At 31.4% G+C, this 23,702-nt stretch carries 23 protein-coding genes and 1 tRNA gene; 14 read left to right on the top strand and 10 right to left on the bottom strand.

Annotated features, from left to right (window positions below; genetic code table 11):
* The first annotated feature begins 17 nt into the window (after positions 1–17).
* Positions 18–629 (top strand): hypothetical protein, encoded by a 612-nt coding sequence (locus tag OO712_RS00210; RefSeq protein WP_225866929.1) that lies wholly within the window; start codon positions 18–20, stop codon positions 627–629.
* 107 nt (positions 630–736) lie between these two features.
* Complete coding sequence (locus OO712_RS00205; protein WP_007402606.1) at positions 737–1,036, top strand: ATP-binding protein; 300 nt, start codon at positions 737–739, stop codon at positions 1,034–1,036.
* Positions 1,037–1,071: 35 nt separating this feature from the next.
* Here OO712_RS00205 and OO712_RS00200 read toward each other — a convergent pair whose 3' ends face one another.
* Positions 1,072–2,064 carry a cupredoxin domain-containing protein gene (locus OO712_RS00200; protein WP_109877547.1) on the bottom strand — a complete coding sequence of 331 codons (993 nt, stop codon included), beginning with the start codon at positions 2,062–2,064 and terminating at the stop codon, positions 1,072–1,074.
* 142 nt (positions 2,065–2,206) lie between these two features.
* Between OO712_RS00200 and OO712_RS00195 the strand changes: the two genes are divergently transcribed.
* Positions 2,207–3,982: a HAMP domain-containing protein gene (locus OO712_RS00195; protein WP_109877548.1), complete on the top strand. Its 1,776-nt coding sequence runs from the start codon at positions 2,207–2,209 to the stop codon at positions 3,980–3,982.
* A gap of 33 nt (positions 3,983–4,015) precedes the next feature.
* On the opposite strand, the gene OO712_RS00190 is transcribed toward OO712_RS00195, so the two are convergent.
* Both OO712_RS00190 and OO712_RS00185 read right to left on the bottom strand, forming a co-directional pair.
* Positions 4,016–5,167, bottom strand: a complete 1,152-nt coding sequence (locus tag OO712_RS00190) for a J domain-containing protein (RefSeq protein WP_109877549.1) — start codon at positions 5,165–5,167, stop codon at positions 4,016–4,018.
* A 101-nt stretch (positions 5,168–5,268) separates the two neighbouring features.
* Entirely contained in the window at positions 5,269–5,691 is a 423-nt protein-coding gene (locus OO712_RS00185) for a universal stress protein (RefSeq protein WP_109877550.1), read from the bottom strand.
* 161 nt (positions 5,692–5,852) lie between these two features.
* Between OO712_RS00185 and OO712_RS00180 the strand changes: the two genes are divergently transcribed.
* The 3 genes from OO712_RS00180 to OO712_RS00170 are packed head-to-tail and all read left to right on the top strand — an operon-like array spanning position 5,853 to position 9,125.
* Complete coding sequence (locus tag OO712_RS00180) at positions 5,853–6,536, top strand: VIT1/CCC1 transporter family protein (protein ID WP_109877551.1); 684 nt, start codon at positions 5,853–5,855, stop codon at positions 6,534–6,536.
* A gap of 11 nt (positions 6,537–6,547) precedes the next feature.
* Entirely contained in the window at positions 6,548–7,852 is a 1,305-nt protein-coding gene (locus OO712_RS00175) for an APC family permease (protein WP_109877552.1), read from the top strand.
* Between the two features lie 43 nt (positions 7,853–7,895).
* Complete coding sequence (locus OO712_RS00170; RefSeq protein ID WP_109877553.1) at positions 7,896–9,125, top strand: cation:proton antiporter; 1,230 nt, start codon at positions 7,896–7,898, stop codon at positions 9,123–9,125.
* Here the strand turns inward: OO712_RS00170 and OO712_RS00165 are convergent.
* Positions 9,122–9,760 carry a hypothetical protein gene (locus OO712_RS00165; protein ID WP_109877554.1) on the bottom strand — a complete coding sequence of 213 codons (639 nt, stop codon included), beginning with the start codon at positions 9,758–9,760 and terminating at the stop codon, positions 9,122–9,124. The genes OO712_RS00170 and OO712_RS00165 overlap by 4 nt on opposite strands.
* A 57-nt stretch (positions 9,761–9,817) precedes the next feature.
* Positions 9,818–11,182, bottom strand: a complete 1,365-nt coding sequence (locus OO712_RS00160) for a KamA family radical SAM protein (protein ID WP_109877555.1) — start codon at positions 11,180–11,182, stop codon at positions 9,818–9,820.
* Between the two features lie 155 nt (positions 11,183–11,337).
* Between OO712_RS00160 and OO712_RS00155 the strand changes: the two genes are divergently transcribed.
* Genes OO712_RS00155 through OO712_RS00135 form a run of 5 tightly spaced genes read left to right on the top strand, consistent with a single transcriptional unit; the run spans position 11,338 to position 16,571 of the window.
* Positions 11,338–13,086, top strand: coding sequence for a mechanosensitive ion channel family protein (locus OO712_RS00155; RefSeq protein WP_109877556.1), 1,749 nt, complete (start codon positions 11,338–11,340; stop codon positions 13,084–13,086).
* A gap of 39 nt (positions 13,087–13,125) precedes the next feature.
* Positions 13,126–14,004 (top strand): ribose-phosphate diphosphokinase, encoded by an 879-nt coding sequence (locus OO712_RS00150; RefSeq protein WP_370684797.1) that lies wholly within the window; start codon positions 13,126–13,128, stop codon positions 14,002–14,004.
* Entirely contained in the window at positions 14,004–14,951 is a 948-nt protein-coding gene (locus OO712_RS00145; protein ID WP_109877558.1) for a TRM11 family SAM-dependent methyltransferase, read from the top strand. The genes OO712_RS00150 and OO712_RS00145 overlap by 1 nt, the downstream gene beginning before the upstream one ends.
* Positions 14,948–15,847, top strand: a complete 900-nt coding sequence (gene rnz, locus OO712_RS00140) for a ribonuclease Z (RefSeq protein ID WP_109877559.1) — start codon at positions 14,948–14,950, stop codon at positions 15,845–15,847. Before OO712_RS00145 ends, rnz begins: the two co-directional genes overlap by 4 nt.
* Position 15,848: 1 nt before the next feature.
* Positions 15,849–16,571, top strand: coding sequence for an SIR2 family NAD-dependent protein deacylase (locus OO712_RS00135; RefSeq protein ID WP_109877560.1), 723 nt, complete (start codon positions 15,849–15,851; stop codon positions 16,569–16,571).
* 1 nt (position 16,572) lies between these two features.
* On the opposite strand, the gene OO712_RS00130 is transcribed toward OO712_RS00135, so the two are convergent.
* The 3 genes from OO712_RS00130 to OO712_RS00120 form a co-directional block, all read right to left on the bottom strand.
* A complete protein-coding gene (locus tag OO712_RS00130) occupies positions 16,573–17,316 on the bottom strand; it encodes a hypothetical protein (RefSeq protein ID WP_109877561.1) in 744 nt (247 codons plus the stop codon).
* Between the two features lie 84 nt (positions 17,317–17,400).
* Positions 17,401–17,799, bottom strand: coding sequence for an RNA-binding domain-containing protein (locus OO712_RS00125; protein WP_109877562.1), 399 nt, complete (start codon positions 17,797–17,799; stop codon positions 17,401–17,403).
* On the bottom strand, positions 17,796–18,344 hold the full coding sequence (locus OO712_RS00120) for an AAA family ATPase (RefSeq protein ID WP_200829112.1): 549 nt from the start codon (positions 18,342–18,344) through the stop codon (positions 17,796–17,798). Before OO712_RS00120 ends, OO712_RS00125 begins: the two co-directional genes overlap by 4 nt.
* 72 nt (positions 18,345–18,416) lie before the next feature.
* On the opposite strand from OO712_RS00120, the gene thpR reads away from it, so the two are divergent.
* Genes thpR through OO712_RS00105 form a run of 3 tightly spaced genes read left to right on the top strand, consistent with a single transcriptional unit; the run spans position 18,417 to position 21,023 of the window.
* Positions 18,417–18,959, top strand: coding sequence for an RNA 2',3'-cyclic phosphodiesterase (gene thpR / locus OO712_RS00115; protein ID WP_109877664.1), 543 nt, complete (start codon positions 18,417–18,419; stop codon positions 18,957–18,959).
* Entirely contained in the window at positions 18,956–20,287 is a 1,332-nt protein-coding gene (gene cca / locus OO712_RS00110) for a CCA tRNA nucleotidyltransferase (protein WP_109877564.1), read from the top strand. Before thpR ends, cca begins: the two co-directional genes overlap by 4 nt.
* Positions 20,262–21,023 carry an RIO1 family regulatory kinase/ATPase domain-containing protein gene (locus tag OO712_RS00105; protein WP_109877565.1) on the top strand — a complete coding sequence of 254 codons (762 nt, stop codon included), beginning with the start codon at positions 20,262–20,264 and terminating at the stop codon, positions 21,021–21,023. The genes cca and OO712_RS00105 overlap by 26 nt, the downstream gene beginning before the upstream one ends.
* Before the next feature lie 343 nt (positions 21,024–21,366).
* Here OO712_RS00105 and OO712_RS00100 read toward each other — a convergent pair whose 3' ends face one another.
* Together OO712_RS00100 and OO712_RS00095 are read right to left on the bottom strand one after the other, a co-directional pair.
* On the bottom strand, positions 21,367–23,148 hold the full coding sequence (locus OO712_RS00100) for a cation:proton antiporter domain-containing protein (RefSeq protein WP_109877566.1): 1,782 nt from the start codon (positions 23,146–23,148) through the stop codon (positions 21,367–21,369).
* Positions 23,149–23,606: 458 nt separating this feature from the next.
* Positions 23,607–23,680 (bottom strand) — tRNA-Pro (locus OO712_RS00095).
* Positions 23,681–23,702: the final 22 nt, after the last annotated feature.

Raw genomic sequence — 23,702 nt, 5'->3', positions numbered from 1 at the left:
TATATCTGTAAAATGCTATGATGGTGTTGGATAAAAGTTCTGAGCTGATTTTAGATAATAGTTTTGAACATATTAAAAACGAATTTGAGTCAAATATTCCAAGTTTAGTTTTATGTTCTGAACCATTTCACAAGGCAGAATTTCTTTATAGATTAATGAATTCGATTGAAATCTTAACAATCTACGTAGATTTGGATTTACTTTATACTGGATATGTTGAATCTGGCATGATAAAGAAAAAAAATAATGTAATAATTTTTCATCCAGAAAAGGAAAACTGGGAAAAGAAGTTAGTTGAAATTATTTCCAAAGTTTCAAAAGAGAAGTTTTTAGTTGTAATTGATTCGTTTAATGGAGTATACAATATGTTTGATGATCTTGAATCTGCGAGATTTGTCAATTCATGTATTATGTTACTATCATCTCTTGCCAATCAAACAAATTCATCAGTAATAGTCACTGGAATGGCAAGAAGGAAAGAAAATTTAGGATGGGTTATATCACCAGGAGGAAAACAGATCATAAAATCAAAAAAAACAGGTGTTTATTTTATTAAAAAAAATCCAAATTACATGATTTTTACTATGGAAGGCTCTAATTCAAAAGCATTCAAAATTGAAAAGATTTGATCGCATTACGATCAGATTTCAAACGCCGTTATAAAATATGAAACGCCGTTATAAGACGAAATTTTTAGGTAAATTATATTAAGAACAAATCAAGATTTTATTTTGTTATGCCAGTAGGAATTATTCCAGACATCAGCGAACAAATGTGTATCGGATGTGCACTATGTGTAGAAATCTGTACAACATTAGGCCCAGATGTCCTTAGAGTAAAACCAGTTGAAGGCTGGAAGAGAGGTAAAGCATTTGTTTTCTACCCAGAAAGATGTATTTCTGATGGTGCATGCATCGGTGTATGCCCAACAAAAGCAATCTTTTGGATGAGACCAATGGACTTTACTGTTGGACAACCAGTTCCACTCTACAAGAATTCAGTCTTCGTCAAAGGTTGGACCGAATTAATCGATTAGATTAATTCAACAATTTTTAATTTCTTTTTATTATTTTAGATTTTAACAGCACCAGAATTTTCTTGTCGAGTATTTGGTTTTTTCTTTAACCAAATCATTGCTCCAATAAACAAAATCCCAGGAACTAAAATGATTACTAACATTAATTCATAATAAGTTGTTAATCTTTGAGCAGGTTTTGTATGATAGGTTTCATGAGTAGTTTTTTCTGGATTATCATATACAGCAGTTGTAAAATCAACTGATCTTTGTTCTTTACTTTCTATGTTTCCAAATACAGTTACACTTTCCTCTGCAAAGATCGATGGTGTATGAATCCCTTCGATTCTTATAATGATTGAACCAGAATCACTAAAGACAAAATTTCTATAGTCACCACCAATTTGACTTAGTCCTTCATCTCGAAAAATTTCTTTTCCATTTTGGAATATAACAAAATTGTATTTCATTTCTGCAAGATTAGAATTTGTTTGAGGATCATAGAATTGATATACAAATTGTACTTTTTCATGAGTTTTGATCACAGGTGGATCCCATGAAAGGTTAACTTCTATACCTAAATCTGGAGTATATTGAAGTAATGGAAATTCAATTTTTGCACCAGTTGCATCATGAGGGTAATTTGGAATTGCTTTTTCAATAATTAAAACACCTTCCATCCAAGGATGGATAGTACAATAATATGAAAATGTACCAGATTCTTCAAATTTGTAAGACCATGATTCTCCTGGCATGAATCTACCACTATCAAAGATTCCATTAGGAGTTCCAAAGTTATCGCTCATCCATCCAAACCTTCCAGATCCTTCTCCACTGGTAACTGTGTGACCTTCCTTGTCATCGTTATACCAAGTAATGGTATCACCAACTGTAGCATACAGTTGTGGAGGATCATACCATACTTCTGCCGGAGTATTTAATTCAGGATTGTATGCTCCTAATGGAATATCAATTACGTATTCATCTGCAAAAACAGTAGAAGTTGAGACTAAAATACCTAAAATTATTGAGAAAATTAGAAACTTCACATTTTAGAATCATTAATTCATTAATTAAATATTGATGTTTTTTTCATAGATGAGAAGTAATATCAATTCAAAGAACATTCACATGTATAATGCACAAGAATCTTAGAAGCCTTGATATTCTTATAAAAACAATAGAATAAAAATGCCAATCTCATTTAATCTTGGAAAAAAACTCATCATATTGGTACTGATTGTGTCAGTAGTTGCTCTTTCAATCACAGGATTTCTTAGTTTCAATTACGCTGATCAAATTCTAAAACAGAGAGCAGGAGATCAATTACTTGGGGAATCAACAGTACGTGGAGATACGCTTAGATTACTTTTTGAATCAAGAATAGAACAAAATAATATTCTTGCAAGTGATCCAATGATTCAATTTTTGATTTCTGAAATGAATCAATCTTCTGAAAATGAGTTTCAAGGATTAAAAGAAAATAATCGTAGAGACTTCTTAATTCAAATTCAAGCATTTCAAGAATTAATTGGATTTTCAATTGGATTTGAGGACGTAAAGATAATTGGTGCCAATGGAAAAATTTTCTTTTCTCTTGTGGGAAATGCTGATACAGACTTTAGTGAAAATCCATTTTTTAAAAGAGGTATGAAAGAATCTTTTATTGAATTTGAGCCAGCTGAATCTGGTAAAAAAATGATTGTAGTTTCACCAGTTTTTGCTGATGATAGTAAAAAAAATGATGAACCAATAGGAGTGATAATTTCAAGAATGAGAACAGCCTCGATAGATAATATTTTGATAAATAAAAGTGGATTAGGAGAAACAGGAGAAGTATACATAGTAAATAATCAGTATTTGATGTTATCTGAATCTAGATTTTTTGAAAATGCAGTTTTTCAACAAAAAGTGGATACATTAGGAGTTCAAAAATGTTTCAACGAAGATGAAGAATATATCGGATTCTACACAGATTATAGAGGAGTTCCAATCTTTGGGTCATCTTATTGTGCAGATGATTTAGGGATTGTTTTACTAGTTGAAATTGATGAGGCAGAAGTAGAAAAGCCAATAATAATTCTACAGGAAAGAATTCTCGAAACAGGAATTGTGATTACTTTAGTCATGGGAATTGTTGCTTTTGGAATATCAAAATCTCTTTCAAGACCATTAATTAAATTAAAAAATGCTGCAAATAAAATTTCAAGTGGAAACTTTGATGTAAGAACCAATATAAAAACAGGTGATGAAATTGGGGAATTATCTAATGCATTTGATTCCATGGCACAAAAACTACAAGAATCATTAATTGAAATTAAACAGAAAGAAGAGGTTATCAAACAGCTTGAGGGCGATATGCTGTTGAAATTTTCTCAACATGAACAAAATGATTGTGTTGGTGTAATTGATATGTCTGATTCTACTAGAATATCATCTAAATTATCTGATCAGGATATTACCAAGTTATATGAAATCTTTCTAAATTTCATGGCAAAAATTATTCAAAAATACAATGGTCAAGTAGTAAAAAATATTGGAGATGCATTGATGTTTAGATTTTCAAATGTCGATATAAAAGATGACAAAGTATTGAAAAACATTTTAGAATGTTGTTTATTCATGATTGAATCGCATGGTGAATTACAAAAACAACTTACAGCTGAAAACTTGCCTAAATTAGATTACAAAATTAGTGTAACATATGGTTCTGTAAAGGTAGCTGAAAGCACTACTTCTAATATTAGTGATATTTTTGGCCCTACGGTTAATCGTTGTTTCAAAATTAATTCTCTTTGTTCAAGAAACAGCTTCGTAATTGGTGAAAATTTCTATAAAATGGTAAAAAAGCTTACAGAATATGATTTTGTCGAGTTATGTGTCATTGAACTAAAACAGAAATATGATTACAATGTTTTCGAAGTTAGAAGAAAAGGATTAGATAGTTTTGGAAAAAATAATCTCTAATTAAATTTACAGTGATTTAGATGCATTAGTTAATTATTTTTTTGAAAAACTAAATTTAGATGTCCAACTTTTTTGTTTTTTAGTTGGTTTTTTTGAGATATTATTTAACATATCATAAGTAATTGTAAATCCATGTCCTACCATTGTATCTTCTTTACCATAATTTTCTTTATTAGGCACATACTCATCAGATAAATCTCGGATTTTTTTGGTTTTTAGATCAAATAAACGAATTTTTTTACCATTTTCAAGTTGGATAATAGCATCACCACTTAATCCTTGAATTGAAAAATTCTCAAAAAATCGTATTGAACCACCATTTTTTAATTCAATTAAAGAATCATAGGTGAATTTTCCTCCATAAAATAATATTTCACGTGCAGATATCATCACATCATCTTCCACATTAAGAACAATTACAGAATCTGCATCAATTGATACAGTATTTACAAGATTTTCAGCAATGATTTTTCCTTTAGGAGCTGAAAGATGTGTTCTGTGTTCTTGAATTTGAAATACTCCAACTTTTCCTTCAGGATCCTCTACTCTAAATTTCCTACCAAAAACATTTCCAACTACTATATTTCCATTATCGACAATAATTGTAGCACCATTATCAATTCTATATTTATTTTCTATAGGATCCAGAAATTTGAAATCTCCAGAAGTAAGATGGATGTTTGTTTTAAACTCCTGTGTCCATGATGGACTTGTAATACTACCTTGCATAATGATAGGACCATCATAAGTAAGACTTCCAGCCATGAAATTTCCTTTGATTGATAAAGCGCCATTTGCTTTTCGTTCAAGTTCAATTTCTCCAAGAGTTTTTGAACCAAATAATTTTCTACCAGTCATATTTGATCTGTTCAAAGCAGATGCCCATTCTTCGGCAGTTTTCATTTCTTTAGATAGTTCTTGACCTAAGATCTGATTTTTTCTTCTAATATCAGCTTCTGAATCACCAGAATATACCCTTGAATTTTTTATTTTTTCAATGTCCGTATCAGGATACTTTTTACCAATTTTGAGATCTTCGTATGCCTGTTTAATTTTGATAAATTGATCGTTTTCTCCCCCACGATCTGAATGAAATTGAAGAGCTAATCGTCTAAATGCATCACGAATTTCCTTTTCTGTTGATCCTTCAACAATCCCTAAAATATCATAATTATTTTCCACCATGTTTTACACCATCAAAATTAATTTTTCATATTCCTTATACTTGTAGGTTGTTACGTATAGAATATCAATGATATGAAAAAATGGAAAAAGTTAGGAAGGAACTATTTTACTACTAATACAGGAATCTTTGTTTTATGCATTACATAGTTTGAGGTACTTCCAAGGAATGCTTCCTTTGCACCACCCATACCTCGTGCACCAATTACTATCATGTCAAATTTTCCATTTTGTGCAAATTTGACAATTTCAGATCCGGTATGACCGCCGCCTGTTTTGTATTTGAATGTAGCACCAGCCTTTTGAGCTCTATTCATTGCAGGGCCAATTGCTTTGACAGCTTTTTTCTGTGCGTCATCTTTCATTTTTTGTGTATATTTTATTCCTGCTGTTAATGGTAAATGAAAAACATAGAATCCAGTTATTTCAGCGTTACCACCTTTAGCAATGTCAATAGCTCTATCTAATCCTCTAATTGAGTTTGCAGAACCATCAAGAGGTACTAGAATTTTATTGAATTTAGCCATGTTTAAAATTCAGAACTCTTCAATATAAAAAGAGCCATTATTCCCAGTATTGAAATTCTAAAATATAATCAAAAATGGAAATTATACTTTAGTTTTTATACAAAAAATTTCTCAAAAAAAAGAATGTCAATAACTAAGATAACAAGAGATCTTGCATCAATATGAAATGGCATTTTGATGATTTTATTTATGGCTCAATTGATGGGGCAGTAACGACTTTTGCGATAGTTGCAGGAGTAGTTGGTGCATCGTTGTCCCCAGGAGTTATTATAATTCTAGGATTTGCAAATTTGTTTGCAGATGGATTTTCAATGGCTACTTCAAATTATCAAGCATCAAAGGCACGAAATGAATTTGTTCAAATGAAGAGAAGACAAGAAGAATGGGAGATCGATAATTTGGAGGAACAAGAAAGAGATGAAATTAGAGAGATTTACAAGGAAAAGGGATTCAAGGATGAATTGCTGGAAGATGTTGTTCGAATAATTACATCTAGAAGAAAAGTTTGGATAGATACAATGATGAAAGAAGAACTGGGATTAATTGATGATGAAAAGAATCCACTTGAAAGTTCTGTAAGTACTTTTGTTGGTTTTAATTTAATTGGATTAATTCCATTACTCCCATTCATGATTTTTTTAATGATTGGTATTGAATCAAACTCGGATGCATTTATTTATTCTACTATATCTGTTCTTTTAGCATTTTTTCTAGTAGGTATGTTCAAAGGAAAAATTGTTCGGCATTCTATGCTTCGTTCAGGAATTATCACATTAATCATTGGTGGACTTGCAGCAGGTGTTGCATACATAATAGGATATGGATTAAATTTTCTGATTTCTTAGTATTTGGGATCATGTCTGAATTAAAACGTCACATGGGGCTTTTTCATCTTACCATGTATGGTGTTGGTTTGATTTTAGGTGCTGGCATCTATGTCCTAATTGGAGAAGCTACAGGTATTGCAGGAGATGCTGTATGGATTTCGTTTGCTTTAGGTTCAATTGTTGCGTTGTTTGCAGGATTTAGTTATGCAGAATTATCATCAGTATTTCCAAAAGCTGCTGCAGAATATATTTTTATTAAAAATGCTTTCAAAAATAATTTTTTTGCATTTCTTATAGGATGGCTAACAGTAATTACATCTATTATTACTGCTGCAACAGTTGCGTTAGGATTTGGTGGATATTTTGCCGAATTTGTAGATATTCCAATAATTATTTCTGCTATAGGATTATTAGTTATTCTATCAATTGTGAATTTTATAGGAATTAGAGAATCATCATGGACAAATACTATCTTTACAATAATAGAAGCTTCGGGATTAATATTAATAATTATAATTGGTTTTACATTCAGTAATCCAGAACCAGTAAATTACCTTGAAAGTCCATCAGGATTTACGGGTGTTGCTATTGTATTTGTTTTGATATTTTTTGCATTTATTGGATTTGAAGATATGGCAAACATTGCTGAAGAGGTAAGAAAGCCTAAAAAAACAATTCCTAAAGCAATAATTTTATCAGTTTTAATTTCGGGCACAATATACATTCTAGTTTCTTTAGCCGTAGTGCGTGTAGTGAATTGGGAGGAACTTGCAACTTCATCTGCTCCAATATCGTTGGTTGCTGAAAGAGGATTAGGTTCAGAAGCACATATCTTACTTTCATCAATTGCTCTTTTTGCCATAACCAATACTGTTTTGATTACACTTGTTGCAGGATCTAGAATGTTTTATGGCATGGCAAGAGAAAAAGTATTTCCTTCTATATTAGGAAAAATTCATTTTAAAACAAAAACTCCTTGGATAGCAGTTGTAATGATTTTGATTATTTCAACGCTTTTCACATTAATTGGAGATATTGTAATTGTTGCAAACATCACAGTTTTTGCAATAGTCATAACTTTTGCTGCAGTGAATTTAGCAGTGATTGTTTTACGTTATACAGAACCTAATGTTGAACGAAAATTCAAAGTTCCCATAAATATTGGTAAATTTCCCATTTTACCATTATTTGGATTAGGAATTTCAATTTACATGGGATTTCAATTTGAGATCGAAGTTGTGCTTGTGGGATTAACAATTATTGGAATAGGTGCAGTTTTCTATAGAATTTCTAAAAATTCCACGACTAATTCTCCTAACATATCTCAAAACTGATTTTCAAAATTAGTTTTAATAATTCAAGCCAATTTTAATGACCATGGTTACAGAATTTGATGCGATTCCAACATTGGTTGGAATTCTGGTTTTAGTGATTCCTTCAATGTTACTTGGAAAAATTTGTAAACATTTTGGAATTTCTGAAATAATCGGTTTTGTAATTGGTGGAATAATTTTAAGTCCATTTGCATTAGGTGGATTGATACAATTCTCTGATAGACCAATTGTAGAGTTAAATGAATTAATGTTATCATTTTGGCAAATTGCAGGAATTTTAATTTTATTTTCAGCTGGTCTTCATTTTCCTTTTTCTAGTTTAAAACAAGCAGGAATTCAATCTTTGATAGTCGGTACAGCAGGAGTCATAGTTCCTTTAATTCTAGGATATGGAATTTCTGTTTTACTTGGAATTGATTGGATAGTCGCAATGGTCATTGGTGCAACATTGAGTGCTACAAGTATCGCAGCAGCTGTAACAATTTTGGATGAGTTAGGAAAAGAAAAAACTCAAGAAGGGAATATTTTGGTTAATGCCGCAGTATTTGATGATGTCTTAGGATTGGCAATTCTATCATCCATTATTTCAATTGTAATTGCACACTCATTACCATCTGTCGAGTTGGTATTGTTTGAGATATCAGAATCATTGATTTTGTGGGTTGTTCTTCTCTTAGGTTCTGTATTTTTACTTCCCAAGATAGTTCATGCTGTAGCAACTATGAGACCTAACTCGCTTGAATCTCGTGGTACTAAACAAGCAACCGCATTAGGTTCAGCATTTGGTGTAGCTGCAATTGCTGCAAGTATAGGACTTAATCCAATAGTTGGAGCTTTTGCTGCAGGAATGGGGCTTGCAGATTCAAAGCTATCTAATCAAGTTAAAGAATTTATTGGCAGATTGCAAATTATTTTTGCACCTTTTTTCTTTGCAATAATTGGCACACACGTAGACATTTCAAATATTTTGAATGTGGATCTAGTCTTATTTGTAATAATTTTGATAATTGCTGTTCTTGGAAAAATTCTGGGTTCTGGCATTCCAGCAGTAATTCTACTCAAAAATAAGAACAAAGGTCTACGAATAGGATACGGAATGATTGTAAGAGGCGAGATTGCATTTATTACTGCAGGATTAGGATTGTCTTATGGAATTATCTCAGAAAGTATTTTCTCCACATTGATTTTTGTAATACTAGGCACGATTATTATTGGACCAATATTACTAAGACGTTCTTTTGAAAAAAATGATGAGATATCAAATTCTAGTTAATTCTTTTTGGATTTTACAAGAGACAAAATAGCAATTACAATAGCAATTAGACCTATTCCAATACCAATATATCCAACATTCATTTGTTGTTTTGATTCTTCAAGAGAACTAACGGATTCTTTCAAATCATTAATATCTCCAATTAATGTAGTGTGTCCATCAATTATTTGAGTTAATGTGAGATCGGATGGTTCAGGAAACTCAATGTAAGCACGTTCTTCAACTTTGGGCGGATGCATTGACAAACTGATTGGAGTATCTTCAATTGTTCCTAAAATATTCGCTTGGTAGAATCCTGAAATAGTTGGATTGATAAATGCATGATATTTTCCAGGAATGTTATGATCAGGAGATAAAGGAAGTGTTATACTTTCATCTTTGTAGATTAATTTTATTTTAATTGACTTTTTTAAATCTGTAATCCCATTTTTGAAAACTTGATCTTTAAGTTCTAATCCAGGTTCTAGTGGGCTAACATAGAATTCAATTGCATTAGTTTCTCCGGAAACTACTGGTTCATTCATCCAACCTATTTCTACTCTATATTCACCTACAGAATCAACTGTATGTCCATATGTAATTCCAGTTATGCTTGGAGTAATTAATAAAAATAATAACAAGAGTTTTGTTTTCAACACTAAAAAATATTAATCTGATTTTAAAAACCTTCTATTAATCTCCGCAGATAAATTCTAAGATTCAGGATAGTCATCTATAGGATTTGATTTTTTGAAATTTTTCATCTCTTCATCAAAGAAGAATTTTTCAGTTAATGCAGGCTTTAAATCATCTAACCAAATTGCGTGTTCATCATATTTTGCAAAAAAGGGAATTTGTACCCAGTCAGGATTTCTCCCTTGTAAAAATCTCAAAACAATCACTTTTTGATCATGTAAATCGGCAGTTCCAATAACATGTACTTTGCCTGGAGTTGCAGACATGCTAGGTCCACGAACAGTCCTTGCTAATCCACTGACTGAAGAATATGCTTTTTTGAAAATTTGATATGCCTCTACTAATGGAACTCCAAAGTAGTGTTGAGCACCAGTGTCCCTTACTACAAACATGTAATATGGAATACATCCCAATTGAACCTGTTTGGTCCACATTTTTGCCCACATTTCAGCATCATCATTGATGTGTGCTAAAAGAGGAGATTGTGTTCTAATAATTGCTCCAGTTGATCTTATTTGTTTAATTGCATTTTTTACTGCATCAGTTGATAATTCATTCAGATGGTTAAAGTGACCCATTATTGCAAGATGAATTTCACTATCAACAATTTTTCGAAATACATCCAACATTTCTTGAGAATCAGAATCAGTCAAAAATTTGTATGGCCAATATGATAATGCCTTTGTTCCAATCCTGATTGTTTTGAGATTTGGAAGTTTTGCATCTAATAAAACATCAACATATTTTGAGAAAATTTTTGCCTTCATAATCATAGGATCGCCACCAGTAAACAAAACATCGCTAATTTCTGGATGTTCTCTAACATATTGTACTAGTTGTTCTCCTTCTTGCATTGCAAATTTCATTTCGTCCATTCCTACAAATTGTGGCCATCTAAAACAAAAGCTGCAATATGCATGACATGTTTGGCTTTGGCTTGGAAAGAAAAGACAAGTTTCTTTGTATTTGTGTTGCATCCCATACAATTTAGTGCCATCTTTTAATGTTGGTACATTTAGTTCCATTTGTCCTGCAGGGTGCGGATTTAATTGCAAACGAATTTCATTTGCAATAGATGCAATTTCTTTTTTATCTAAATTATTTTTTAAAGCAGTTGCCATTTTTTCATAATGTTCCGGTTTTAACATTCCTTTTTGAGGAAAAGTTAGAACAAACATAGGATCATTAGGGATATTATTCCAATCAATTAGTTGTTCAACAACATAGTTGTTTGCTTTAAAAGGTAAAACATTTCCAACAACTTCCATCTCAAATTGAGCTTCTTCTCCAAGAGTCTGAATTTGAGGTAGGGTTCGAAAATTTGACAATGTGTATGATTTTAAAGATGGTGTATCATCCCAAATTGTTTCTTGGTAGGTCACCTAGTTAGTAGTGTAATTGCCATTGTTAAAGGTTACAGGTTTTTTTATGCGTAAAAAATTTAAAATTTTATAATAGTTTAATAAAAAATTCTAACAGTGATAATAATTCATGTTAAACCTATGTATTCTAGAAACAAATACAAACAGTGATCTAAATGGCTGAAGATGAAATTATTGATGCAGTTTCAAGTCAGGTAGGTCAGTTTGAGAGTATTTCTCAATTACTCAATTCATCTGAATCGCTTCAAGCGGCATTTATTGTATTAATTGTAGGCATAATCGGAATTGCAATAATCTACCGTACATTTTCAAAATGGGTTAAAAAACAGCGACTGAATTATGTGCGACCACATCTTTCAAGATTTCTAAGAGTTGCTGTTTTACCTTTTTTTGCCATTATTCTAATTACATCAGTAAATTTGTACATCCAGTCATTTGCTCTATTTGAAAACGATATATCGTTATATCAAGATGGAAATTTGACTCCCAGTGAAACATTTGCAAAGATCCTAAACACAATAAATATTCTTGTCATAGGATATTCTATTGCACATTTAATTCCAGTAGCTCTTGGTAAAAAAGAAAAATCTACTTTAGAAAAGGAAGACTTTGAAGCTTGGAAGGAATTACATGGATTCCCAGATGATGAGGGGGATCTTTTTCATAAATTCTACAAATGGGTTCCTCCAAGAAATACACCAGATGAAATGATAGAAGAGGAATTTACAAGAAATCTGAAAACAAAAGAAGGTATGAAACTTCTTGAGGAATTTAGAACAACAAAAGGATTACCAATTGGAAGTTATGAACAGTTAATTAAAGATCCATTTGAAGAATGGAAAAAATCTGAAAGAGGAAAATATCTGAAATATTACAATGATTGTGTTACTGGAAATAATGAATCAGGAAAAAAGCTAAAGCCTGGACAAGTTCTTGAAGAGATTTTTCCCATAGATACATGGAGAGAAGAAAAAAGATTTGACGGGTTTGATCCAATAGTTCCTGGAACAAAACCACCAGGATATGCAAAACGAAAAAGGAAAGATCTTCCGAAATCTATTTCGCAGATTTTACCTATTGGAATATTTGTTGCGGTAGTTCTTGGTGTAATTAGTTGGTGGGGAATAGATTTGATCATACTAGCAACAGCAACAGGAGGATTAGCAATTGGTATAGGATTAGCATTACAAGAAACCATGCAAAATTATTTTGCATATATTTTGATTAGAAAAGATAAGATTTTTGCTGAAGGTGAGCGTGTACAGCTGGATACTGGGTATAACGGATATGTTCACAAAATTACACCAAGAGTTACATTCATTCGTGATGCATTGAATGAATCCTATGCAATAATTCCCACCAGACAGCTAGTTAATTCTCAAATTATTAATTATTCAAAGGAAATCAAAATGGTTCCTGCAATTGTTGAAGTTGGAGTTTCTTATCTCAACAACCCTAAACAAGTTGCTGCAATTTTAGTAAAGATCGGTAAACGTGCAATGAAAGAAGTAATAGATGAAAAAGGAAAACATCTAGTTAGACAGCAAAGATGCCCATACTTGGATAACAACAAACCAAGTTGTGGATGTGATAAAGATATCCATATAGACATAAATCAACCCATAGTAAGATTCAACAAATTTAATGATTCATCACTGGATTTTTCATTATGGGTCTATGTTAGAGATTATGGTGCACAATTCAAAACTAAAACAGATATCAGAATAATTATGTATGAAGAATTCAAAAAATATGATATTAGAATTCCATGGCCAATTAGAACAGTGTATCAGGGTGATGAAAAACGTGAGGATGAGGAAATTAAACAACTTGATGAGGCAAGAAACAAGATCGTAGATGAATTCGGTGTTGGGGATATTGGTCATGGTAGTGGAGAGGATTGATCTTCTCAAAACTTAAGAATCCCATCAGATTTCATTTTCTTGTTGAGTAACATATCAATAATTTCAGGAAAATCATCAGAAAATTTAGCAAGAAAACTATCAAAAAAAATAAAGGCAAATCTTGTAAGATCAGAGATCAGAGTTTTTGCCGATGGGGAAAGTAAGATTACCCTAAATGGTAAGTTATCTAAAAAGAAATCTGTTGTAGTACAATCAATCTATCCGCCTGTAGATACTAATTTGATTCAAGCATTATCTTTGATTTCAAAAGCTAGAGAAGTTTCATCCCAAGTAATTGCCGTGATTCCATACATGGGATATGCAAGACAGGATAGAGAATTTTTGCCGGGGGAAATTGTTACAATGAAAGTTATTGGTAAGTTATTCAAGGGTGCTGGCGCATCAGAAGTTATTGCTGTTGATATTCACAGTTTAATTGGATTCAAGTACTTTACAATAAAAACAAAAAATCTAACTGCTATTCCAGATTTGGTACAATATTTTAAGAAATTGAGCCTAAAAAATCCTTTAATTGTATCACCTGATCAGGGTGGGAAAAAAAGAGCACAGGAATTTGCACAGGAATTTGGTTCAGAATACATTGCTTTAGAGAAAAAAAGAGATAGAAAAACAGGCAAGGTTAAGATTCAAACTAAAAATGTTAATGTTTTAGGAAGAGATCTAATTTTAGTTGATGATATGATTAGCACTGGAGGTAGTATAGTTAAGGCTACGCAATTTCTTAAAAAACAAAAATGCAACAGAGTTTATGTTGCCTGTACACATGCTCTATTAATGAATGATGCAAGAAATAAAATTATGAAAGCAGGAGTAACAAAAATCGTTAGTGCAAATACAATTCCAGGTAAAACATCAATAGTGGATGTTTCAAATACAATTGCAAAGGCAATAATATAATGCCAGAAAATTTTTTTATTCTATCTAAAGATCATCTTGAACTTGCAACTGATGAAATAATTGCATTATCTAAAATGTATGATAGGTTTTCTAAGATCAAAATTATTTCAAATTTGATAATTATACAATCAAAAACTAATTGGGAAAAAATTACTAAACGTGCATCATTTGTAAAAATTTCTGGTCAAATTTTAAGAAAGATGTCTGGCTTATTTTTAGATGAGGAAAATTTAGGTGTATTAAAAAATGCTAAAACCTTTGTTTGTAGAATAATAAATTTATCATTAAATCAATTCAATATCTCTGAATTAGAGAGATCGATGGGAGATATGATTTCAAAATTTTCTAATGCAAAAGTGAAATTAGAAGATCCCGACATTACTGTATATCTGATTTTTACTGATAAAGAAAATTTTTTTGGATTCTCAAAGAGAATCAAAGAAGAGAATAAACCAAAAAAGGTCACTAAATATCCTCATGAATTAGATTGGAAATTGACTAGAGCTATGATTAACTTAGCAGGAATGAAGGAGGGAGAAACTGTATGTGATCCATTTTGCGGTACAGGCACAACTCTCTTAGAGGCTGAATCCATGGGAATTAATGCAATTGGGTTAGATTTTGATGAAAAAATGTGTGCAATTTCAAAAGAAAATCTCAAGGTAAATGGGTATAAATCGAGAATTTTGAACACAGATTTTCAAGAATTAGTAGAAATATCTGATGAGTTTGATGGAATTGTTACTGATTTACCATATGGAAGATCTTCAAAAACATCAGAAAACCCAGAGGTAATCTTAAAGAAGTTTTTCTCAATTCTTCCTAAACGCAAAAAAGTTGCAGTTATGTACAAAAAAGAATTAGATAATAAATTGAAATTAAAGGGATTAAAAAAATATGAAATCTATAGGCATAAAAGCTTGACTAGGACAATTTTGATAAAATGAAACTTGTATTCTTAGGAACATCAGCCGCACAACCTACAGAGAATAGAGGTTTATCTTGTATCTGTCTAGAAAGAGACGGTGAAATTTTAATGTTTGATGCAGGAGAAGCTGCACAAATTTCCTATATGAAATCTGGTTTGGGATGGAATAAAAAAATGAAGGTGTTTGTTACACATCTACATGGAGATCATTGTGTTGGAATTCTAGGATTATTACAAACAATGTCAATGCAAAATAGAACAGAAATTTTAGAAATTTTTGGACCAAATGGAATTGAAGAATTTATAGCTGCAAACATCAAGGTGTTAAATTTCGGATTGTCTTTTCCTGTATTAATTACAATTATCAAAGAAGGTAAAGTTTTTGAAGATAAAAAATTTTCAATTTATACATGCAAAGCAAATCATTCAATAACAGCATTTTCATATTTATTTGAAGAAAAAGATAAGCCGGGAAGATTCAACATTGATGAAGCAAAAAAATTAGGAATTCCTGAAGGTGATTTATGGCATAAATTACAAAATGGACATGAAATAGAAATCAATGGAAAAACAATAAAACCAGAACAGGTATTGGGAGAAAAACGTCCTGGTAAAAAAATTGGTATTTCAGGTGATACAATGCCTACTAAAGAATTAGAACTATTTTTTGAAAATTGTGATTATTTAGTTTTTGATTCTACGTTTTTAGATGAAGAGAAACAAAGAGCACAAGATACATGTCATTCTACTGCAAAACAAGCTGCTACTATAGCAAAAAATGCAAAAGTAAAAAATTTAATCTTAACACATTTTTCAGCAAGATACAAAGATGAAAATGGACATTTAGAAGAAGCAAAAAAAATCCATAGTTCAGTAATAACTGCGCGAGATCTTTTAGAAATAGAAATAAGATAAAATGTTTGAATTAATCAAAGATCAAATTAAGAATATCAAAAAAGTTGTATTTGTAACAGGTGCGGGAATTTCTCAAGAAAGTGGAATTCCTACATTCAGAGGAAAAGATGGATTATGGAAAAATCACGACTCTATGAAACTAGCAACAATCGATGCATTTTATGATAATCCAAAATTAGTTTGGGAGTGGTATAATGAAAGAAGGAAGAACATTTTTGCAGCACAACCAAATCTTGGTCATAAAGCAATTGCGGAACTAGAAAAATATGTCAAAGTTGTTGTTTTGACTCAAAATATTGATGGGTTGCATCAAAAAGCAGGGAGTTCAGAAGTTTTAGAATTGCATGGAAGTATCATTAAGATCAAATGTTCGGTTTGTAATTTTAATGAAGAGATAACATCAGAAATTTCAGAAATTCTACCTTTGTGTAAATGTGGGAATATTCTAAGACCTGATGTAGTATGGTTTGGAGAATCTTTACCACAAGATGTTTGGCAAAAAGCTATGATTTATGCCAGTCAATGTGATTTAATGGTAATAGTTGGAACATCACTTGTGGTATCACCTGCAAATACATTACCAATCTATGCAAAACAAAATAATGCATTATTAATAGAAATTAATCCAGATAATACTGAAATATCACCAGAAATGACTTTGGTTATAAGAAATACAGGTACAATTTCTTTACCTGAATTTGTATCATTGTTTAAAAATAAATAGATTATTTTTGTGAAAATACACCATTAATGTTTGAATCAGAAGAATCGCCGGGATTAAACACTGATGATGAAACTAATCCATAGTCTTGATGATCAATAATCATATCTACAAAATAAGGAATTCCAGAAGCATCATTTAGAGTAGTTTCAAACATTGAAGTAAAATAAGTACCAGAAAAAATTTCTTTTTCGGCAGTTCTAATTATAACATTAACGCTGTTTGTTTTTCCACTTGAATCAGAATAATGAAGAAGAATATTATCATCAGATTGCTGTTTTGTTGATAAAGAAAGTGTTTCATATGTTATTGGAGAATTTGTTTGTACTGTGGTAGGATTAATTGGGGGTGATGAAACGGATGAGCCAATCGATTTTGAATTTTGTGAAGTTGAGTTAGTTGAAAAAATCTTCTTAACAGATTCAATTGGATTAAAATTAGAGATTTCTTCCTTCAAGATTTTTTGGGAGGACTCTTTTACATCAGATATTTCATTGGAAATTTTCTCCCCTGTTTGAGTAATTTCATTAGAGATAGTATTGCCTGTTTTATCTATAATTTTATCAACAGACCCATCAATTCTTTGTTCTACTGAAGCTGATGCTTTCGAACCAAAATTAGACACGTCATTTTTTAAAGAATCAATTACACTAGCAGAAGTGGTAGGAAATAAGACACCAATCTCATTAGAAAATATCATGCCTCCCAATATCAAAATGCCTGCAATTATGCCTAATTTTATGAACATTTTATAATTATTCTAAAAAAATGATTTTAGATTCAAACTAAAAAAAATAGTCAATATTGAGTTAATTTTCTTAACCAAGTTTGATTAATTCCCAAAAACAATCCAATCAATTATTTCATCAATATTAGACGAAGCAATGATTACTTTGATCGGTCCCAATGGAGATTCACCTTCTTCTTCACAAATTGCTATTTGTTCAACAAAGGCTGCCTGCTTGTTGAGATAAAACCACGTTGTATTATTATCTAAATTTCTTTCTAAATATCTGCGATAGGTGTTTTGAGATTTTTTTGAATGAATTACTTCATAAATTTTTTCAAATGATCGTAATTCTTTTGATTGTGCAGAAATTGTGAAAGAGTCAGAATTAATTGTTGAATATGGAAAAATATTTGAAATTGCTTTTTTTACTTTTTCAGAATTTTCAGATGAATTCAATGGAGTAATCATTTGAATTTTGCAGTTAATATCAGGAGTTTTCATTCTATCCAACTTTGTATAATTTCATAAGCAATGTGGATTAATTCATCTTTTGTCAAACCAATATTAGAAATTGCGTAATCTGACAAAGCAATTGAATTGCTTATGCCTACTCCTAATTCACGATTATCTCTTTCATCAAAGTGTTCTTTTGTTTGTGGATCATCGGATCTTCCTCTTTTTTGTAGAAAGTCAAATCTTGTATCAGTTGAAGCATGAATTGCTAATAGTTTAACAGTACCAAATTTTTTTAGGACTTGAATTTCATCATTTGATCTTACTCCATCTATTAGTATCACATTTGATGTGGATGATTCTATTTGTGGTTTTACTAATTCTGCTACTGCACCAGGACCGTTCTGTTCTCTTAATTCAAGCATTAATTTGCCAAGATTTGCTCTAGTTAATTCTAAATTTCTTTTTTTTGCTTCTTCTCTTACAGCATTCCCCATATTGATGATATCATATCCTTTTGATTTCAAACCTTCAGCAATAGTAGATTTTCCTGCACCAGGCATGCCTGTTAGGCATACAATTAGTTTTGCCAATACATGTCAGAAAAAAGACTCGTCTATGAAGTTACCGGAAATTATTATAAAGATATATCAAAGAATGTTGTGATGCGAACTTTTGTAGCAATAGAAATTTCAAATAATAAAGTAATTGATTCTATAAAAAATATTCAAAATAAAATCAAGATCGATGCAAAACCTATTGATGTGAAAAATTTGCATTTTACATTACAATTTTTAGGTGAAATTTCAGACGAAACATCTAAGAAAATTATTCATGCTCTTAATACAATAGAGTTTTCAAATTTTAATATTAATTTGATAGGAATTGGTGCATTCCCGAAACCTAAATTTCCAAGAGTGGTTTGGATAGGTACGGATGAAAATGGAGGCAATATGTTAACTCAGTTAGCAAAAAAAGTAGAGAAAGTCTTAGAACCATTAGGATTTTCTCCTGACAAACCATTCAAACCACACATTACAGTATTTAGGATTAAAAAGAAGATAGGAGATATAACAAAAGAATTGGATAGTCAAAAAATGATAGACTTTGGCATTCAAGAAATAACTAGTTTCAAATTGAAAAAAAGTGAACTTACATTTAGTGGACCAATTTATTCGGATTTGGAGGAGATTAAAGCTAAAAAATGAATCAAGTAATTAACAAAGTTACCAAAGATGTAATCCCATCTAAAGTGATTGAGCAATCAAAAAAGAAAATTGCTGATTTAGCATTCAAGTTAGTAGAAAGAGAAATTGGAAAATTTCCAGAAGTCATAGGATTGGAATTTGGAGGATCATATGCAAAAGGTACTTGGTTATCAAAAGATGCAGATATTGATATTTTTGTCAGATTCAAAAAATCTACTTCTGAAGAAAAGTTTGAAAAAATTTCAAAAAAGATTGGTTTTGCTTCATTAAAAGAATATTCTCCATATGTCAGATACTCAGAACATCCATATGTTGAAGCTAAAATTAACAATACTAAAATCAATGTTGTACCATTTTATGATGTAAAAATCGGTGAATGGAAAAGTTCTGCAGATAGATCTACTTTTCATACAAAATTTATGCAAAAATCATTGACATTAAAAATGAAGAATGAGGTAAGAGTTCTAAAAACATTTCTAAAATCAAATAATATTTACGGTGCAGAAATTGCAAAACAAGGTTTAAGCGGATATGTATCAGAAGTTTTGATTTTACATTTTGGAAGTTTTGAAAATGTTATAAAATCAATCTCACAAATTAAAGAAAATCAAGTGATAGGAAAAACTTCAAAGAATTTTGAAACACCAATTGTTGTGATTGATCCCATTGATAGTAACAGAAATTTGGCTGCTGCGATATCTAACGAGAACATTGGAAAATTTATTCTTATTTGTAGAGCTTTTAAAGACAAAGCAACATTAACATTCTTTAAGAATAAAAAATTAAGAACATCAAAAAAATATTGGGAAAATTTGTTAGTAATTAAATTTAATTTTAAAATTAGAAGTCCAGATATAATTTGGGGACAAATTAAAAGAGCAACTTCATCATTGTCAACGCAATTAGAATTAGCGGGATTTAATGTACTAAGAAGTAAATCGTATACAGATCAACAAAAGGAAGTTTATCTCTTTTTCTTCTTAGAATCTTCAAAAATTGTTCAAATATACTCAAAGAACGGACCAGATTTTTTTAGAGAAGATAGTTCCAAGAGCTTTATTTCTAAAAATCTTAAAAATTCAGAATTAATGTGGGTAGGAAATAATGGAAAAATAATTTCATTGGAAAAGAGAAAGCACGTAGATGCCATTAAATTTATGTCAGAGTTTTTGAAAAAAAATCTTCAGACATGCATACCAAAAGGTCTACAAAGTGACTTTAAACGAGGTTACAAGATTTCAGTAGGAAAGAAAAATTTAAGCAAATCAATTAAAGAGGCTGCAAGTGAGTTGATTTCAACAGATGGAACACTCATTTATTTCAATTAAGAAATTTTCTGATGAGCCATACTCAAAAATTCTTGGATATCCAAAAGCTACTAGTCGTCAAATAAAATCAAGAATTAATGAATTAGAAAAATTAAAAATAAAATCAATTTCATTTGTGGGTCCTACAACAATTGGTAGCTTGTCTATTTTGGGTAAGGGATATGTAGGTGTTGTAGTTCTAGCAAAAAAAAATAATAAATTGGTTGCATTAAAAATTAGAAGAACTGATTCTCAAAGAAAAGAAATGAAAAATGAAGCTGATTTATTGAAATTAGTAAATTCTGTAAATGTTGGGCCAAAAATGTTAGAATCGAGTAAAAATTTTCTTGTGATGGAATATCTTGAAGGAGTTAAAATCAGTGATTGGGTTTATTTGTTAAAAGGTGTTGGTAGTGCAAAAAAATTAAAGTCTACAATCAGAAAAATTTTGGAAGATTGTTATAGGTTGGATCAATTAGGTTTTGATCATGGTGAATTAAGTAATATATCCAAACATGTTATAGTAAGTAAGACAAAATCGACCCTTATTGATTTTGAAAGTTCTAGCACTAAGAGAAGACCATCAAATGTTACATCAATTACTCAAGCATTTTTCATTGGTTCAGGAATAGCTAAAAAAGCTCAAAAAATTTACAGGAATTCATCTAAAGATCAAATAATTAGTGCGTTAAAACAATACAAACAAGAAAAAACAAGAGAAAGTTTTGAAAAATTACTAAAAACTCTAAAATTATGATGGGATTGGCAGGATTAAAACTTGTTTACCAACTATTTTGGTACCATTAGGCAGGTTTGCATGTCGAATATGGTTAGCAATACTTGATCAAACCTTTAGAACAAAATCAAGATAGTATCGTATAGGTCAATTATTCTTCTAGTTCTATCCATTCTTGGTCAGGATCCTCTAACTGATCCCACTGATTTTGAATTATTTTGAATATCTTTTTAGTAATGGATTGGAACATGGTTCCATTATACAAAATTTGTATTTAACCACAATGCAGGAATCATGTTAAAGATACCTTTACGGTTAGATGTAGAACTAAGAAGACAGTCTTAAAACCAACACAATAACAGAATCATTCATCTTTGTCTTCATTTACGTCATCACTTAACAATCCAACCATGTTTGAGTGAGTGATTTTCTGAACTGTCAGGATCGTGTCCAAGATCAGTGGTGCTGAGATAAGCAGTCCAATTGTAGATATTATGATTGGCATGTTTGGGATGTCTTCGATTTTAGTGGTAAATGTTATGAATATTGCAACCAGAAGCAGTACAAGTCCAATAGATAAAATATTACGGATTATCCTATGTACTGGTTTTGCAGTAGACTGCGAGCCGATGTTCATGGTAATCGAATTTGAAATTGCTGTAACTACTTTTTCCATTCTTCCCACAAGAGAGAAGACAGGATAAGCCAGAAGCAGAATAGTGATGATTGAAACAAACACTGATGAATCCATAAAGAATGGCACGTTTGGATCTTCAAGAAGCATTACAATCTCTGGTGCAAAATAATCCATTGCAGAAAGTATGGTTATGATTATCACCAAATTTACGACAAACCGTGACCCATATTTTTTGAAGATTTGGTTTAACATGTGACTCTCTCCATCAGAACTGTTTGAGAACGTCTTTCTGAAAAACTGTCCTGTGATATAGACTGAGTTTAGAAATCCCATCGGTATTGCTGAACGTGAGTCAGCTAATGTGGGAGTCACTCTCAACAAGAGAGGAATTACAAACATGGTTCCAAGAGATACCAAAAGTATAACAGGGTATATGGATTCTCTGAGACTTCCTGTATCTACCCCTTGTTTTGCAAGTATAAATGAAAATTCGGCAATGGGAACCATGACTGTGGCAATTGTAGCTGCACTTACCAGATTGTTTCCTGCAATGGATGCTGCAAAAAAGTTTCCCAGAAACTTTCCAAACACCGCAATTGCAATTATTGGAAGTGCAATCCATATTGCCTCGGGAAACAAGTAAATGTTAAACAACATGCCTATGGATACAAAAAATATCACTCCAAAAAAATCCCTTATTGGTAATATTTTTTTTATTATCGATTCTGACTGTTTGGAAGATGCTATTATCAGGCCCATCAAAAATGCACCAATTGCAGTACTCAATCCCATAAAATGAGCAAGGGTCGCCAGTCCAAATCCAAGTGCAAGAGACGTAATGAATGCTGCCTCTTCCATTTTCATATTGCTTACATATTCGATTATCTTTGGAACTATCTTTGTGCCAATAACCACAGCAAGGACAAAGAATACTATGCTTTGCAAAATCATCATACCAATATCAAACATCTCAAATCCTGAACCTTTTGACACGTTTCCCAAAACTGCCAAGAGAAGAACTGCTGCCAAATCTTCAATGATCAGTATCATCACTATGGTTCCCATTTCTTTGGTTTTGACAAGATTCATGTCACGCAAGAGTCGAAGCGACACAACAGTGCTGGTAATTGACAGAATGCTGCCAAGATACAAGCCTTCTATGTGCGTCCAGCCAAACGAAAGTGCGGTTACATAACCTAAGAAAAAGACAATTGAGAGCTGAATAGTTCCAACCAATATTCCTTGACTTCCAATACGACGCAGTTTTTCTAAGCTAAACTCTAGTCCAACTACAAACAAAAGAATCACAATTCCAAACTCTGCAAGAAGGTTGATTAATTCAGTATCTTTTACTATCCCCAAACCAAATGGACCGGCTATGATTCCAATCAGTATAAAACCAATCATTGTAGGGAATTTTATTTTGTGCATTAACCATGCACCGATCATCCCCCCACCCAAGAGAACAGTAAGCAACGAGATAAACTCAGTAATCTCTGCAGAAACCACGTTAACAATTAATTTTTTGAATAATTAAATCATATTTTCAAGATATACATACGCATACGCCTGAATCCCAAAAGCAGATTTTTTGTTCAAAGAGGTTTACAGATGTTTGAGATAATTGAGTCACACACCAAATGGTCGTTTTACAAGTGTTAGGGCAATTCTATAAAATTAAAACTATTTTGCTAACTATTTTGGTATCAATAACAAAACATTATGAATTTTTTTATTTATTATATGTTGAAACAATATCAGCAATGAATCCTATCCCACTTACTATAGCTGTTCCATACAAAGCTCCTTTCTTTCTATCTTTTTTATAGATTAGACTCCTATTGTTGATCCTCGTATTGACAAAATTACGATGTATGACGATATGCCTCAAAGAAATCCTTGAGTATTTAAAAGAATAATTTAGTTTGAGTCCTATAAGATTTGAACTGTTTTAATGATTGATAAAGTGGGATTGGCAGGATTTGAACCTGCGACCACTAGTCCCCCAGACTAGTATCATACCAAGCTAGACTACAATCCCTTGTCTCAGAAGCTTAAAATGA

It is taken from the genome of Nitrosopumilus zosterae (assembly GCF_025998175.1).
GTDB lineage: Archaea > Thermoproteota > Nitrososphaeria > Nitrososphaerales > Nitrosopumilaceae > Nitrosopumilus > Nitrosopumilus zosterae.
The sequence above is the reverse complement of the archived record's forward strand: the minus strand, read 5'-3'. Positions and strand labels throughout refer to the sequence as shown.